The 14,827-nt window shown below is 55.3% G+C and carries 13 protein-coding genes; 7 read left to right on the forward strand and 6 right to left on the reverse strand.

Features of this window, described 5'->3' with window-relative positions:
- The first annotated feature begins 22 nt into the window (after positions 1-22).
- On the forward strand, positions 23-580 hold the full coding sequence (locus SVXhr_RS02700) for a metal-dependent hydrolase (RefSeq protein WP_275739191.1): 558 nt from the start codon (positions 23-25) through the stop codon (positions 578-580).
- Here SVXhr_RS02700 and SVXhr_RS02705 read toward each other — a convergent pair.
- From SVXhr_RS02705 to SVXhr_RS02715, 3 genes are read right to left on the reverse strand one after another with little or no spacing between them, the layout of a single operon-like run.
- Entirely contained in the window at positions 577-1,455 is an 879-nt protein-coding gene (locus SVXhr_RS02705) for a hypothetical protein (RefSeq protein WP_275739193.1), read from the reverse strand. The two genes, SVXhr_RS02700 and SVXhr_RS02705, sit on opposite strands and share 4 nt — an antisense overlap.
- Positions 1,452-1,934, reverse strand: a complete 483-nt coding sequence (locus SVXhr_RS02710; protein WP_275739195.1) for a hypothetical protein — start codon at positions 1,932-1,934, stop codon at positions 1,452-1,454. The genes SVXhr_RS02705 and SVXhr_RS02710 overlap by 4 nt, the downstream gene beginning before the upstream one ends.
- Positions 1,924-3,357, reverse strand: a complete 1,434-nt coding sequence (locus tag SVXhr_RS02715; protein WP_275739197.1) for a DUF58 domain-containing protein — start codon at positions 3,355-3,357, stop codon at positions 1,924-1,926. The genes SVXhr_RS02710 and SVXhr_RS02715 overlap by 11 nt, the downstream gene beginning before the upstream one ends.
- A 75-nt stretch (positions 3,358-3,432) precedes the next feature.
- Between SVXhr_RS02715 and SVXhr_RS02720 the strand changes: the two genes are divergently transcribed.
- The 4 genes from SVXhr_RS02720 (at position 3,433) to SVXhr_RS02735 (ending at position 8,215) form a co-directional block, all read left to right on the forward strand.
- Positions 3,433-4,407, forward strand: a complete 975-nt coding sequence (locus SVXhr_RS02720) for a glycosyltransferase (protein WP_275739199.1) — start codon at positions 3,433-3,435, stop codon at positions 4,405-4,407.
- Between the two features lie 345 nt (positions 4,408-4,752).
- Entirely contained in the window at positions 4,753-5,574 is an 822-nt protein-coding gene (locus SVXhr_RS02725; RefSeq protein WP_275739201.1) for a hypothetical protein, read from the forward strand.
- The gene (locus tag SVXhr_RS02730) at positions 5,571-6,980 is read left to right on the forward strand and encodes a flippase (protein ID WP_275739203.1); all 1,410 of its coding nucleotides are present in this window, start codon (positions 5,571-5,573) and stop codon (positions 6,978-6,980) included. Before SVXhr_RS02725 ends, SVXhr_RS02730 begins: the two co-directional genes overlap by 4 nt.
- A 287-nt stretch (positions 6,981-7,267) precedes the next feature.
- Positions 7,268-8,215 carry a hypothetical protein gene (locus SVXhr_RS02735; RefSeq protein WP_275739205.1) on the forward strand — a complete coding sequence of 316 codons (948 nt, stop codon included), beginning with the start codon at positions 7,268-7,270 and terminating at the stop codon, positions 8,213-8,215.
- 48 nt (positions 8,216-8,263) lie between these two features.
- Here the strand turns inward: SVXhr_RS02735 and SVXhr_RS02740 are convergent, their stop codons facing one another.
- Positions 8,264-9,811 (reverse strand): hypothetical protein, encoded by a 1,548-nt coding sequence (locus SVXhr_RS02740; protein ID WP_275739207.1) that lies wholly within the window; start codon positions 9,809-9,811, stop codon positions 8,264-8,266.
- Positions 9,812-10,018: 207 nt separating this feature from the next.
- Here SVXhr_RS02740 and SVXhr_RS02745 point away from each other — a divergent pair, with 207 nt between their 5' ends.
- Positions 10,019-11,194 carry a glycosyltransferase family 4 protein gene (locus SVXhr_RS02745; protein WP_275739209.1) on the forward strand — a complete coding sequence of 392 codons (1,176 nt, stop codon included), beginning with the start codon at positions 10,019-10,021 and terminating at the stop codon, positions 11,192-11,194.
- On the opposite strand, the gene SVXhr_RS02750 is transcribed toward SVXhr_RS02745, so the two are convergent.
- Both SVXhr_RS02750 and SVXhr_RS02755 read right to left on the reverse strand, forming a co-directional pair.
- The gene (locus SVXhr_RS02750) at positions 11,176-12,183 is read right to left on the reverse strand and encodes a glycosyltransferase (RefSeq protein WP_275739212.1); all 1,008 of its coding nucleotides are present in this window, start codon (positions 12,181-12,183) and stop codon (positions 11,176-11,178) included. The two genes, SVXhr_RS02745 and SVXhr_RS02750, sit on opposite strands and share 19 nt — an antisense overlap.
- A 56-nt stretch (positions 12,184-12,239) precedes the next feature.
- A complete protein-coding gene (locus SVXhr_RS02755) occupies positions 12,240-13,502 on the reverse strand; it encodes a sulfatase (RefSeq protein WP_275739214.1) in 1,263 nt (420 codons plus the stop codon).
- Between the two features lie 198 nt (positions 13,503-13,700).
- Between SVXhr_RS02755 and SVXhr_RS02760 the strand changes: the two genes are divergently transcribed.
- Positions 13,701-14,825 carry a glycosyltransferase family 4 protein gene (locus SVXhr_RS02760; protein ID WP_275740857.1) on the forward strand — a complete coding sequence of 375 codons (1,125 nt, stop codon included), beginning with the start codon at positions 13,701-13,703 and terminating at the stop codon, positions 14,823-14,825.
- Positions 14,826-14,827 lie beyond the last annotated feature (2 nt).

Raw genomic sequence — 14,827 nt, forward strand, 5'->3', positions numbered from 1 at the left:
CGGGATGCCGGCTTCAATAGTAATGTGGCCGTGGGGACACGCAGCCGTCGGATATCTGTGTTACGTCGGGATCGCCACGATCACCGGCGACCGTCGGTACGGACTGCCGGTTGTGGCCGTGCTGATCGGGACCCAGTTTCCCGACCTCATCGACAAACCGCTTGCCTGGACGGTTCCGTTGTTGCCGGCCGGTCGTTCGCTGGCCCACTCGCTGCTCACGACCGGGCCGGTTCTCGTTGGCGTGCTGGTGATCGCACTTCGCCTTGCCGTCAGTCGGTCTCAACTGGTGGCCGTCATCGGATTCGCGCTGGGTCACGTCACCCACGTCCTCGGGGATGGGCTCTATCCGTTTGTCGACGGCGTCTACGGCGACCTTTCGTACCTGGCCTGGCCGGCTCTTCCACTGCCGGAATACGAGACTGGCCGGAGCTTTCTCGCGCACTTCCAGCAGTTCGAGCTGACTGGCCCCGTCCGCTTCGAGTTCGCCCTCGTCGCCCTCGCGGCCATCGTCTGGGCGATCTTGCGGGTCCGGTCGGATTCCCGCTCCGCCTGGCTCCAACGGCCCTCGGAGCGCAATTAGTCGACCGCGTCGGGACGGTCGCTTGTGTCTCCCCAGACACACCGCACGATCCCGTCGGCAGCGTCGGGAAACTCGATCCGCACCGGCTCCTCGAGATGTCTCGTGAGCCCTGTTGCAAGCAGCGAGACGACTGGTTGGTCGAACGCCCCGACGTGACCACACGTACTCCCCGCGATCTCGAACCGCGCCTCGTTTTCCGCCGGGCGGATCGTCGCTTCGACGCGTCGTGCCAGCCCGAACTGCTCGACGACGGCATCGCCTAGCTGGGTCGTGAACTGTTCGAGATCCGCTGTTTCGGCTGCTATCGTTTCGAACTCCTCGTACAGTGGTCCCCCAGTCGGGTGCAGCGAAACGCCGCGCTCGCGTTCGTCGCCGGTCACGACGAACACCGACCGGAGGGCCTGTCCGTCGGGGATCGTATAGTGGCGGTGAGCCGGGACGTACAACCGCGTGTCCCGTTCGCCGAGGGGTACGTAGAGGCGTGTCTCCTGGAGCCCGAGTTCCGTGACGATACTGGCCCCGTTCTCGGCAGTCGCGTCGAAGATCCGCTCGGTGACGCTGGCCGCGTGGAACGTTTCCGGCGTGATGAATCGGGTCAGGACTGCCGCGAAGATTCCAGTGGCACCGAACGCAGCGAGAACCGTCTGCACATTCGGGAGCAGCAAAGCGCCACCGAACGAGACGAGCCCAATCCCAACGAACGCGATGGCGGTTCGACGATAGGTGGTCCGTTTGGCCTGCTGGAACTGTTCACGGAGCCGGTCGTTCTCGGCTCGCAAGACCGCCAGCTCGGCCTCACTAACTCTGTCAGACTCGCCACCGTCGTCAGATTGCCTGCTCGGTTCGACCGTGTCCTCCGGTGTGTGCATACTCATCCTGTCTCACCGTCGACGAGCCCCAGCGCAACGAGCTCGTACCGATGGATGGCGTAACTACTCGTGGCGACGACCACAAAGAGCACGCCCGCCGCGACGAGTACCGACTCGCTCCAGACGAACGCCACCAGTGTTGTGCCCGAGAGGATAACGCCGAACCCCGTCCCGGTGAGTATCGTGTGGATCGAGAGTCCCTGTTCTGCGAGCACTGCCAGGACCAGGAGTATTGGTCCACTTTCGATGATTGCAATCATTCCAAGCGGGGCGTTCGGAGCGACGACTCCGACACCGACTTGTGTCAGTGCAACCGCCGCGATCCGTGCGTCGAGCATCCATAGGAGGATTCCAACACCGAGCGTTGCCACCGCGATCACGGGGCTGCCTGATCCCAGCCCCAGCCCAGTAGCGAGCCAGCCGAGTGTAGCCAGGATTGCGGCAAGCCTGGGAATGGGCGCCCCGGGAGTTTCGCTATGACTCATGGGGGACCTCCTGGCTCCGTCGTGAGCGGCCGGCACGCAATGTCGCGTCGAGCCGATCACCCGGCACAACCTCGAACGCTTGGGTCCGTGGGTACCGGTCGAGTTTCCCTCGGAACTCCTCGAAAGCGACGTATCTCCCGTAGGTCGTTTCCATCTCCGCGAGTGCGTACGCTTCGAACAGTGCGTTCGGGGTCAGAAAGGCCATGACCTGATTGCCGCGCTGGACCGCGAGTTTCACGGCCTCTTGCAGTTCTTCTCGATGCGTGTCGTCAGTCGCGATCACGAACAACCGCGTCTCTTCGGTGTTGCTCACTTGATTGACTGCCCCGAACAGCGGCTCGTCAGTGACCCGTTCGACGTGTGCTTTGCGTGAGGCGTAATAGGGCCGGAGCGTCGTTCCATACGTCGTTGTGTCGCCTTCAAGCACCGCTCCGACCGTGTTCGCCTGTCTTGTGGCTCGGTGTTTCCGGTCGCTTGGGGACTGTCGTTCCGACGGCGTGAGTTCGTACAGTCGGGTTCGGATCGACTCGTACTGATCTCGTGTGAGTGATGGAGTGGCCCGTGCGGTGATTCCGCCCTCGTCGAGCGTCGTGAGTCCGATCGGATCGTCGAGTCGCTCGGCGACGTCGGTCATCGCTACCAGTATCGTCCGCAAGTATTCGAACTTCGTCCGGCCCTCCTCGCCATCGGCAAGCGTGGCGCGGTGATCGACGACCAGCATCGTCTCGCGGTCGGCCTGGGCCTCGAACTCCCGAACGTACGTCTCGTTGAGTCTGGCGGTTGCCTTCCAGTCGATCCGGTTCGAGGGGTCGCCGGGGACGTACTTCCGAAGTCCCGCCGGATCGAGACCACTCCCGCCGCGTCGGGTACGACGGCTGCCGTACGTTGCGGCGATTTCGCTCCCGCCGGCACCGACCCGGAGATTCCGGGGAACGTGTGGATCAACGACGAGTTCGGGTGTGGCTCCGATCGAAACCGTCTCTTCGAAGCGGCCATGCCGGTCCCGGAGCGTGACGGTGGGTGCAGGGAGTGTGAACGTCCCGGCGACCGGCCAGGCAAGCTCGAACGTGGCTGTGATTTCGCTGTCGGTTGGGGCTACGGTGTGTCTCCCCGGCTCACCTCGCACCCCGGTCGGGGCTTCGGGCGCGATCTCCATCTCCAGCGCCGTGAACTCTCGCTGGACACGGAGCGTGACTGTCGTCGATGCGTTGACCGACTCGCGATGCTGGGGGAGTATCTGGTCGACTGTCGTCGTCTCGACCGTGCGTGCGAGCCGGCGGGTAAAGCGGTATTGCTCGGTCAGGAGCCACGCCGAAAGCAGGACAGCACCCGAAAGTAACGTCGGCGCAGCGAACACGACCGCCAGTGCTGGGAGGATGGCGATCGTGGCACAACTGGCACCGAAGCGACGCGTGGCTCGCATTATACTGCAGTTGTCGGAGACGACATTGAAAGTGTTGGTGGAGAATCAATCGCGCCCGTCACGTTTTCCCGTGCGATGCGCAACCGCTCTGGGCTATCCAGGGCTCTGATTCAGATTGCGATAGATTCACTCAGCCGCTGGCGAGCGCTTGCCACGATCAACTGCTCTCAAAACCAATCATCCAGTCTGGAAGATACGAATGGCAAATCAATAGAACTAATTGTCCAACTGATGACTAACCCGGTAATGGTGCAGGTTGCCGTTATCATTCCGTATAGTCCGACACACACCGCACCTGAACAGTTAGCCCGCGCGACGCGATCTGCATCACAGCAATCGGTTTCGACGGAACTGTACGTTGTTCACGATCTCGAACAGCAGGGGCCTGCGTGGGCTCGAAACAAAGGGTTGGATGAAGCTACTGAGCGCTATATCGCCTTTCTGGATGCTGACGACGTCTGGAAACCGAACAAACTCCAGCGCCAGCTTGATCGACTCGGCGAGACCGATGCAGGCCTCTGTGTTGAGGGACCGCCGATCTCACAGCGGGCGTTCGTCCGGGGGGTTCTTTCCAACGAGATACTTTCACTTACGTCGTCTATCATTATCGACAGCGACCAAGTTGCTGTTCGCTTTGATGAAGGCCTCGACCGTCGTGAAGACCATCTGTTCATGCTAGGGGCAACCAGCCAGGGCGGAGTCTGCTTTGTCCCGGATCTCGTCGAGATCAACAAGCACGGCCGTGGCCTGACCAACGAGACGACCTTCGAGATGCACATCCGGTCAGGTCACGAACTTGCCGAGAAAATCGAAGCCCAACTCCCCGAATTTACGGAGTATTTACCGTCTCTCCGGCAAGCCCTTCGGTTCGCTGTCGCCCGCCATGAGTTTATCGACGGCTATTATCTCCGTGCATGCCGTGGGTTTCTTTCGGCGGCGGCGATCGATCCCCGTTCTCCGAAGGCAACGAAAGCACTCGCAGCAAGCCTCCTCTCGCTCGTTGAGCCCATTTTGCGGCAAGTTGGCCTGAGTGTGTGGTCACCAGAGTGATCTATCGATGAACGTTCCCCGAACAATCAGCAAGCTCTTTGGATGGTCGGTCGTGTGTATGGGGGATCAATAGGTGCCATCCACATCTCATCCTTATCTGCTACCACTAATTATTTATAGATAACATTTCTAAACAGGACAAATGGCAGATGTATATCTGGTGTATGGTTGATGACAACCATCCAGGATTGAAAACCATATAACGATATTTTTGTTCGTATGCTTCACCAGCTCAATCGCCTACGGAAAAACCCGAAATTGTATCGTCGTATCCCTGGATATGTGAAATCTAGATTCATGCATCGTTCCTTATCCATTAATAAATGTTACTATAAGTGTCGCGGTGTGGAGGGTACTGACTTGATGGCTGAAGATTGGGATTTTCTGATTATTTTAGATGCATGTCGGTATGATATGATGGTGGATAAAGCACCGGATACGTGGGATGTGAAAAGTATAACTAGCCCAGCCAGCGAAAGTGGCACCTTCATTGAAAAAACGTTTGCCGGCCGGACACTCCATGACACTGTCTACGTAACTTCAAACCCACATATAAAATATCATACTCTAGATTTCCATCATATTGAAAATCTGTTAAAGACTGATTGGGACAATGATCTGAATACAGTCCTGCCGGCGGACGCCATCAAGAGTATGAAAGAGATGACTGAGAAGTTTCCAAACAAGCGAGTCATTCTCCATATGATGCAGCCACATTTCCCGTTTATCGGACCACAAGGGCAAACGTTTGATCATGGAGGGATAGAGATGCATCTCCCTGCTGATGAACAGGGCACTGCGCCGAACCCGTGGTTTGGTATTTGGTCCGGACATTTTGATCTAGACGACGTGATCGGCGCGTATGTGGAGAATCTGGAGATAGTACTCCCGCTTGTTGCGTCACTTGTCGACTATCTCTCAAAGGAGGGAAAAACCGTCGTTACCGCAGATCACGGAAATCTTGTCGGTGAGAGAACAAGGCCCGTTCCAATCCGAACATACGGTCACCCTCCTTTCATATATCATCCAAATCTCATCACGGTACCGTGGGTTGAGATACACGGGGAACAGCGGAGGACTATTACTGAACAGCCACCAACATCGGCGGACCACCAGATGACTGATGAAGTTATCGATGACCGGTTGACTGCTCTCGGCTATAAATGAATGTTCCAAGGACGATCGGGAAACTGGTAGCTTCCTCTGTCAGCGCCACAATTCTTTCACTTCTTGCAGTCACGTTCTTTGCTCAAGCAGTGGGAGCTGCGTCACTGGGGATCTTTTTTCTGTTTCAATCAGTTCTTTCGGTTCTAACATCGATCGGTGATTTTGGCGTCAGTGTTGGTGTCGAAAAGCGCATTAGTAGCGGGAATTCAATTAGAGAATCTCTTGGCGCAGGTCTGATCATAAAAGTAAGCACCGCTCTATTCATTGCGGTCGGATTGATAATTTTCAGGCCCCAAATCAACGACTATCTTGGCATTTCTGCTGTTGGTGCGATTATTGTCGCCTTCGTTTCACAACAAGTCTTTCTGGTATTACAAGGGGTGATTAGAGGCGACCAACGAGTCGGCCAGACCGCCGTATTTCAGGTATTGAAACAGGGGACATGGTTAGTTCTTGGATCTGCTGCACTCCAGTTTGGGTATGGGGTTGTTGGTTTGATATATGCGTATGTTGTTGCTCACCTCACAGTAATGTCTGCGGCACTCCTGATCGTGCAAGTACTGCCATCTGTTCCGACCCCTAGGCGGATCCGGGAACTCATTGATTATTCACTATGGTCTTATGTTGGTTCTTTAGGTGGTGTTGTATATAATTGGATGGATGTTCTTCTGATTGGGTATTTTATGACAAATGCTGCTGTAGGAGCATACGAAGTCGCTTGGATGGTTACAACAGCGAGTTTGATTTTTAGCAGAGCAGTCCGAAAGGTCGCATTTCCAATCATGAATGCTGAGGGGGGTCGGGAAGATATCTCGCGCTTGGAAGAACTGGTAACCCAATATCTAACACCATCTCTATATTTTGTCATTCCGGCATTTGTTGGGGCAACAATCCTTGGGGATGAGATACTCACCATCGTTTTCGGGCCAGAATTCTCTGTTGGATGGGTTGTATTGAGCATCTTAATGGTTGAAAAGATACAACGAGCAATATCGTATGTCCTAATCTCTCCAATGCACGCAGTTGATCGGCCCGATCTTGCAGCAAAATCGACCGCAGCTGGCATGGTAGCAAACCTCTCCTTTAATATATTTCTCATTCCGCGATACGGACTTGTTGGTGCTGCACTCGCCACGATGCTGGCCGAAACCGTCAATTTCTCCTTGCACTTACATTGGCTTCGTCATTACATGCGGATTCATGTTCCCGTCCGGGAACTGTTGATCTGTACAATGGCTGCTGTTGGGATGGGTGGGGTCTTATTTTCCATTAAGATTCTATTTAATGTTGACAAGTCGTTGGCACTCATAGCGATTGTCGGTCTTTCAGCACTCCTCTATGTTTTCCTCACCGCAGTTAGTAGAACTATCCGGGAACAAATGTTATCGGTTGTTCAGGATATATAGTGGCCGGTTTGCGTCCGAACGCTCCGGTACAAGCAATTGACTACCGGAGCGAATCCGATAGCTTAAGTCCTTTCAAAGCTCGGACGACGGCGTAGCCTGTGGCGGGTAGTGCTCAAATATGGCGTCAGCAGTGTTGTTCAGAGCTAGAAAGTCCTCGACAGCCCCGTTCTTTCAGTCCACCAAGATTCGGTTGGCTCGGAAGCAGAAACCGACTCTTTGGCCGGTGCTTATCTGAGCGCTATCCTTTGGCTCGGGGATATTTATGAGTTCACTCCAATACCCATATTATGGGATCAAAAACATTTAGCACCATCAAAAACATCTATGCCTGCTACTTTGTTTGCTGGATGACCCTCACCTCCTACGTCGAAGTCGGGGCCAATATTTTCGACGTGGAATGGGATTTAGCGATCATCCTGGATGGCTGCCGTGTCGACGCCTTAGAGCAAGTCGCGGACGAGTATGCGTTTCTTACCGACATCCAGACCGCCACATCACTCGGCTCGTCGTCGAAAGAATGGATGGTGAATACGTTCCAGGAAACCCACCGAAGTGAGATCGCTGAAACGATCTACATCACTGGCAACGGCTGGGAGAACGATGTCCTCCGGGAGGACGTCCCGTTCTCCAATTGGACGGTCACGAAGGGAACGTGGGCCAACGACAATCGATTGGTCGACCGATTGCTTTACCGTTCAACCGTCACCGAGGCGGATTTCGAGCAGGTCATTCATCAGCAACTGACAGACATCAACGGTGTCGACGCGTTCTGCCCGAAAGAGCTGACTGACTTGACAATAAAGGCGGGCAGGGAAAACGACGCGGAACGCGTGCTCGCTCATTACATGCAGCCTCACCAACCGTATATCCATCGCGCCGCCGCCGGGAATCCGGCCACTGAAATCGACAGCGATCCGTTTGGACACCTCGGTGAGGGCAACGACGATGCCGTCTGGGAAGCGTACCTCGACAACCTCCGGCATGCCTTAGATCAGGTAGCCGTTCTACTGGCGAATTTCGACGGCGATGTCCTCATCACCGCGGATCATGGCGAAATGTTCGGCCGACCACCGTTTGCAGGCCATGGTGAAGGGATCCCTCACCCGGCATTGAAACGTGTTCCCTGGGTGAAAACGACAGCTAGCGATCAGTCGACACGGCAGCCGGACGTCGAGATGTCAACAGAGCAGATAGACAATACAGCGGAGCGACTTTCGGCTCTTGGATATCTGTAGTGGACTTCTCACGGATCGTCGACTCGAGCGCGTCTCTACGACGGTACATCAATTACAGAATTCCAACGATATAGCCCCCGCTGAATAGATTTTGTGATTCCGTCGCTCTGCAATGGGGGGTGCTTCTTCACGATCGACGCGATAGCCTTGGCAAGTGTCTGTCTCGCTGATCGCTCGAATGTCATCCGTAGCGAACTTCCAGAGTCCGGACTCCCAGACGTAGATCGCGTGGTTTTCATACGCCGAGATCCACTCGCTTGCCGACCATTGTTGTCGGGTGTAGTGGCCTTCAGTAACAGATGTCCGATCCGGGTTTGAATACATCACCCAGGGGGCGATCGACGCTACCTGTGTGACAATAAACAGTATTGCAAGGAGACTGATTAGCAACGTTTTCATCGGTCTGCGGTCTGCCGATGTGTATATAATGCCGACTGCACTCGCGGATAGTGGAATGAGGAGAAACGAGAGAAACCGGATCGGATCGACCGCGGTCAAACGCCCCATCGACAGCGAGACGGCGTAGAGAATCGCCACCACGCCGGCCGCTGCTCCTAATCCCTGTACCCACTCGGGGAGCCTGCGTTTTGATACGATTCCACACGCGATGATACTCGCGAAAAGACCGAGAACGACTATTGCCATCGACGCAATCGTTTCGCGGACGCCGCCGGCACTCCCACTAATCCCTGCCACCTCGCCGCCAGTCGACGTTACCACCGACTTGATTACGCTCACGATTATCCATTCGGAGAAATCCAGTGTCAAGAAAACAAAAATCAGGGTGAATGAAAGTATCCCAAATATAACGAACGGGCCAACACTTGACCGGGGTTGAGCAATTGTCTTCAGCCGGTCCGGAGTCAAGCCAAATGCACCGATACTAACCGCAAGAGACCAGCAAAGCAACGAAATCAACAACATCGAAATCGATAGATGATGAGTGAGTGTGACCGCACAAATGAATATAAACCCCAGGAGATCGGTTCGCTTCGACCGACTCCACACTGTGAGCATGATGACTAGGGCAACGAAGACAATTCCGAGCGATTCGGGGACGAATTTCGATTGAAACCCGATCAGCGTTCGTGTCGAGCCGAAAATGAGTGCTCCCAAGCCCGCTCCGGACGAGGAAATCACATCCCGCAACGCCAAAAACAGGGCAACGGGAGCTATGAGACTAACTAACGGCACATACTTTGCAGCCACTTCCAGGGGGATGAAATTGGACAGGCCGGCAGTTAGCATATACATTAGCGGATACGAGTAGTTGTGTTCAAATGTACTATATCCGGGAGTATGCTCCAGTAACTCCGTTGTAAGCAGCAGATTATTATACGGATCATGTCCGTAGAGGCCGATCTCAACCGGGTCCACGACGATCAACTTCGCGAGAAGTACAGTCAAGAGAATCAGCGACAGGATCTGAACATCGGTGAGTCGGCCGATTGAAACTGCAAGCGTTGTCCAAGCGAATATCCCCACGAGAAGAATATACCCTAGCCATAGGTTCATTTGAGGTCTGAAGACTATGAAGGTGGCAATCGCCAATAAGGCAAAATATATCGAGAAGACGCTACGTGCTGGAATCCGCATGGTACTGAGTTAATGTAGATCGATTTTAAAATAGTATTGGTTGTCCATATGTAACGTGCTTATTGGGATGTTGGATCAGCAGTCCTCATCGCGCGACGGCCATCTCCATGGTGGTCGGCGCCAGCTCCCACCCCGTTGTTCAATATCGTCCGGGAGCAAGAGGAAGAGTTACAGTCATTGAATCTGCCTTTTTGATTGAGTGGTTCCATGAACGTCGCATTCGTCACCGCTGAATACCCGCCGAAGAATATTGGGGGTGCGGGCATCAGCAGCAAACTCATCGTCGATGAACTACGGCGGCAGGATGTCTCTACTGACGTCTTTGTTCTCAACGGGGACGACCGGCAAGTGAACCGGATCTCATCAAACCGGTACGAACATCCAAGCGGTGGGGCCTATCCCGTTCCCGAGGAGATCGGGGAGAACCTGAGCGTCCTTCATACACTTTCAGACTTGGCGGAGTATGATGTCGTTCATTCCTATAACACCGGTCATCTTCCCGCCGTCGTCGCACGCGCTTCCCCGCCAGTCGTAGCCACCATCAACAACCACATGTGGGTCTGTGTCGACCCGACACAGTTTTTGAAAGACGGGTGTCCACCGTCAAATCCGCGGCAAGTGTATCGATATGCGGGGACGGCCGGCTATTCCGGGATCCGACGGATCGGGCGGGTTGGCCTTGAGTACCTCGGTCGGTCCATGGCGAAACGGGCCGATGCGATCACTGTTCAAAACGAGGGTATGAAACACGTTCTCAGTCGGTGTGGCTACGCTGTGGATACCATCTCCGTCATTCCCAATTTAGTCGATCCCCAGTTCTTCGTCGAGAACGATGGGACGGAGGCCGACGAGAAGCGGACGCTCGTCTTTTTGGGACGACTCGTCGAAAACAAAGGTCCAGTGCACGCGGCGAACGCCTTCGTTGATCTTCCCCGGGACATTCATCGCAACTGGGAATTTCACATCTACGGGCAGGGCCCACAAGCGTCCACAATCGAACGACTGATTGACACCAGCCCGGCGGAGGTCGATATCGAGCTCAAATACTCGCCATACCCGGAATTACCCGCTGTGTATCGGAGTGCAGATGCCCTCTTTCATGCTTCGCGATACACTGAACCCTTCTCACGGACGTGGTTAGAGGCGATGGCGTCGAACACGCCGATCATCTGTTCGAGGAATCCGAGCTCGGAAGCAGTCTTGTCCGACGTGGCAGTGCTGTATGACCTCTTCGACGAGGGTGAGCCACAAGCGACGTTGGCCGACGTATTGAGGCGAGATGACCTCCAGCACCTCGCGCGGAAGGGAAGAGAACAGATCGAACGCTATCGACCTGCCGTCGTTTGCACCGAGTATATCGACCTCTACGAGGACGTGATCTGATTTTCGCCATTTTGGGATCGCCCGGCATAGACGGTTGTCGTGCGACCGGCGACCGATTCCCAGGAGAACTGCCGGGACGTCTGGGCGAATGCATCTATGACGCGCCTCTGGACCTCCCGCTCGGAGTCGAACTTTCGAATTCGATCGGCCACTGCGCTCCCATCCCTCTCGGTTAGAAAGGCGTCTTCACACTCGATCATGTGCCGGAACGCGGGACAATCCGTCACGATCGCCGGGACGTGCCAGCTAAGCGTGTGGCTGAGTATTCCGGACATCGACGTATGGTGTTCGTAGGCGAGCACTACCACGTCCGCCTCCTGAAATGCTTCGAATAAGGTTTCCTCCGGGACGAACTCCGTAACCCATTCGATCCGGTCGTTGACTCCAAGCTGGTCGGCTATGGACCGGATTTCGCGAAAATATTCCTCGTTCCCGATGCCCCCGACGATTCTCAGTTCGACGTTCTCGATGGACGGGAGTGCACTTATCACAACCTCGTGTCCCTTTATGGGGCGAATCCCGCCTGGCAAGAGGATCGTGTCGATCTCCCGTGGATGTCGATCGACGTTGTCGCGTGCGACGACTCCGTGTTCGATAACGGTCACTTTCGGGTGGTGTCGCTTCCAGATCAGTTGCTTTCGACCGTCCGTATGGACGATGACTGTATCGACAAAGCAGTACAGCAGTTGATGATACAGGAACAGCAGCGTTGGGGCAGGGAGGTTGTCGAAGCGTTCGTGTTGTGTCATTACGACCCGGGTCCGCAACAGGATGCAGATACCCAACAGCAGCGGGAACGAGAGCAGATATCGACCGAAGGCGTACTGCACGTGGACGACATCGCGCCTGAACAGATTGCTGAGCAGCGTTCGATTCAACAGCGCGATCCCGCTTCCTCGGAGATGAATCGGCTCGTTGTCCCACGGGACGACTGCAACGTCGCATGAGTTGCGGAGCTTTGGAACGAGAGCCCGGCTGTAGGTTGCCAACCCGCCATTCCGATTCCAGGGGGAGATAAACGTAACTGTCGGTGGCTCGCCAGTCATTATTTATACCCGAGCGCTTCGAGTCGTCGCTCGATGTTTCCATCAACGTTTTCAGACGGACGCTTCCCATCGCCAGTCTCCCGTCGGATCCGCTCTTGGACGTGCGTTTCAAGTTCGGAACGCAATCCCTGATCGGCACAGTCCGCGTACTCGACGGCATTGGACCCACAGTCACGCTCGCACCTGCAGGTTTCCTGGTGTGTCCGTACCGCATATCGCTTGAGATGGCTGTGATTGTCTTCCCCCTGAACCTGAAGAAAGACGGGCCGATCCCCGTCTCGGTCCGCAAGCGCTGATTCTCCCGGGAGATCGGCGTCCCTTCCAATCATATCCAGTATCGTGGCTGCGATATCAAGTGTACTCGTCGGCGCTTCGAGCACGCTGGCTTTGTTCCCGGGCGGTTGCACGATCATCGGCACGTGTGTGAGTTCGTCATGCAAATACCGGGGATGCCCATAGCACCCATGTTCCCCGAAGGCCTCCCCGTGATCGGCTGTGATGAGGACGATCGCATCCTCCAGTAGCTCACGCTCCCGAAGCGACGCTAAAAACCGTCCGATATATTCGTCGTTGTATTTTATCTCCCCATCATATAGGTCAATCAAAAGGCGTTGCTCATCGTCAGTGATCGATTCCGGGTCGTTGATAGCTCGCTTGTAGAGACGTTGTGCTTCCCGTCCGGAGATCTCACGGTCGGCGTACAGCGTAGCGTATTCCGCTGGTGGATTATACGGTCCGTGTGTGTCCAGGTAGTGGTTCCAGAGGAAAAACGGCTCCCCGGTATCGATGGAGTCGAGCCACGCAAGCGCCCGTCGATTGATTTCTTCCGCTCGCGCGTAATGCCGGTTCCGGAGCTTATCAAGTGCCCGCTGAGCGAGCGCAATGATTTTGTGTTGTCCCAGGTAAAGGTCGTCGTCAAACGTGTCGAATCCCCGGTCGAAGTTGTAGGACCGAGAGAGGTATGGATTCGAGTGAAAGCCGGCGGTTGCATACCCGTGTTCCGAGAGCCTCGATGCGATCGTATCCGACACGAGGTGGTATTTCGAATCGATCGCGACATCCGGGTACTGGCCAGTCATCAACGCGGGGACTGCTTCTCGGGTGTGGGAACTCACGCTATACGCGTTCCTGAACCGCACCGATCCCTGTGCAAACTCGTCGAGTTCCGGCGTGGTGTTTCGTCTGTACCCATAGCAGCCGAGGTGATCTGCTCTGAGAGCGTCACATGATATGAGTATCACGTTGTTCGAGGACCCGGTCATTTGAACTATCCTATTGTTGGTTGTGTGATTTATTTGTTCTTTTTGATTTAGGAGAATTCAGTATGGCTCTTTTATCTGGCCCCACTATCCCGGCTGCAACGCAGAGGAGGCATCGCCCCGATCTTGACAAGTTACTGTACTTTCATAGGGTATATCAAACAGTGCTGAAATACTGTACGTACTCAGATGCGCATCCTGATGATCAACAAGCGCCCGCCCTATCGGAACACGGGCGCCGAGAAGGTATTATGGGGGATCGCCCGGAAACTGGTTGAGGCGGGCCATTCCGTGACGATTTTTTGTCCGACCCCTGCAGACCGGGAGAGCGAAACACATCCCGAAATCGACTTCCGATATGTGTCTACAGGCGGTGGCCCGGACAGAAGCATGATCGAATTCTTCCTGAAGGGCCCCCGGACGTATCCATCGGTATACCGTGACGTTTCTCCGGATCTCGTCTACGACAATCCATCGCCGTTTCCGTTCCACCTTGCCCACCTCTATGGGGACGCCCAGCGAATTACAAAGCTGCATGGGATCTATCGACGTCTCGCGTTCTCCTGTAAGGATCATCCGCTGGTGAAGGTCGGCACAGCTGTCGGTGATGAACTGTATCGGCTCTTTCGCGGTGAAGTTATCACGACAAACTCACTCTCGACAGCCCACCGAGCCAGACAGGTCTTTACTACTGACTCGAATCGTATCATCGCGAATCCGATCGGTATCGACGCTGCTGAATATACGTTCTCGATCCGATCCGATGAGAAACACGTGCTGAGTCTCTCGGAATTGCGCACCAGAAAACAGATCAACGTGCTCCTCAGGGCGTGGAAATACGTTGAGTCGGCCCACCCGGACGCCAGATTGACCGTCGCCGGTGACGGCCAGCAGCGGGACTCCCTCGAACGATTGGCAACCGACCTTGATTTGGAAACCGTCACTTTCGAGGGATGGGTCACGGAGGAACGAAAGCACGAACTGCTGGAGTCCGCAGCGATTTATGCGCTTCCGACGCTCTACGAGGGGTTCGGGTTGGCTAATCTCGAAGCGATGGCGTCCGGTTGTGCTGTCGTGAGCACTGATACATGGGGGGTCCGGGATTATCTTCGGGATGGGGAAAACGGGCGGCTCGTCCCGACAAAAGACCCGCCAGCGCTCGCGACGGTCATTGATTCATTACTGAGTGAGCCTGCACAGATCGAACGACTCGCAACCGCCGGCCGCGAGACTGCGGCCGAATATTCGATGGCGGAGAGCATTACTCGGGAAGTCCGACTCCTCGAACAGATTCACGAAGACGGAGATATGTTCGCCGAAGCGTGATC

It is taken from the genome of Halorhabdus sp. SVX81, assembly GCF_029207715.1.
In the GTDB taxonomy this organism is placed as follows: Archaea; Halobacteriota; Halobacteria; order Halobacteriales; family Haloarculaceae; genus Halorhabdus.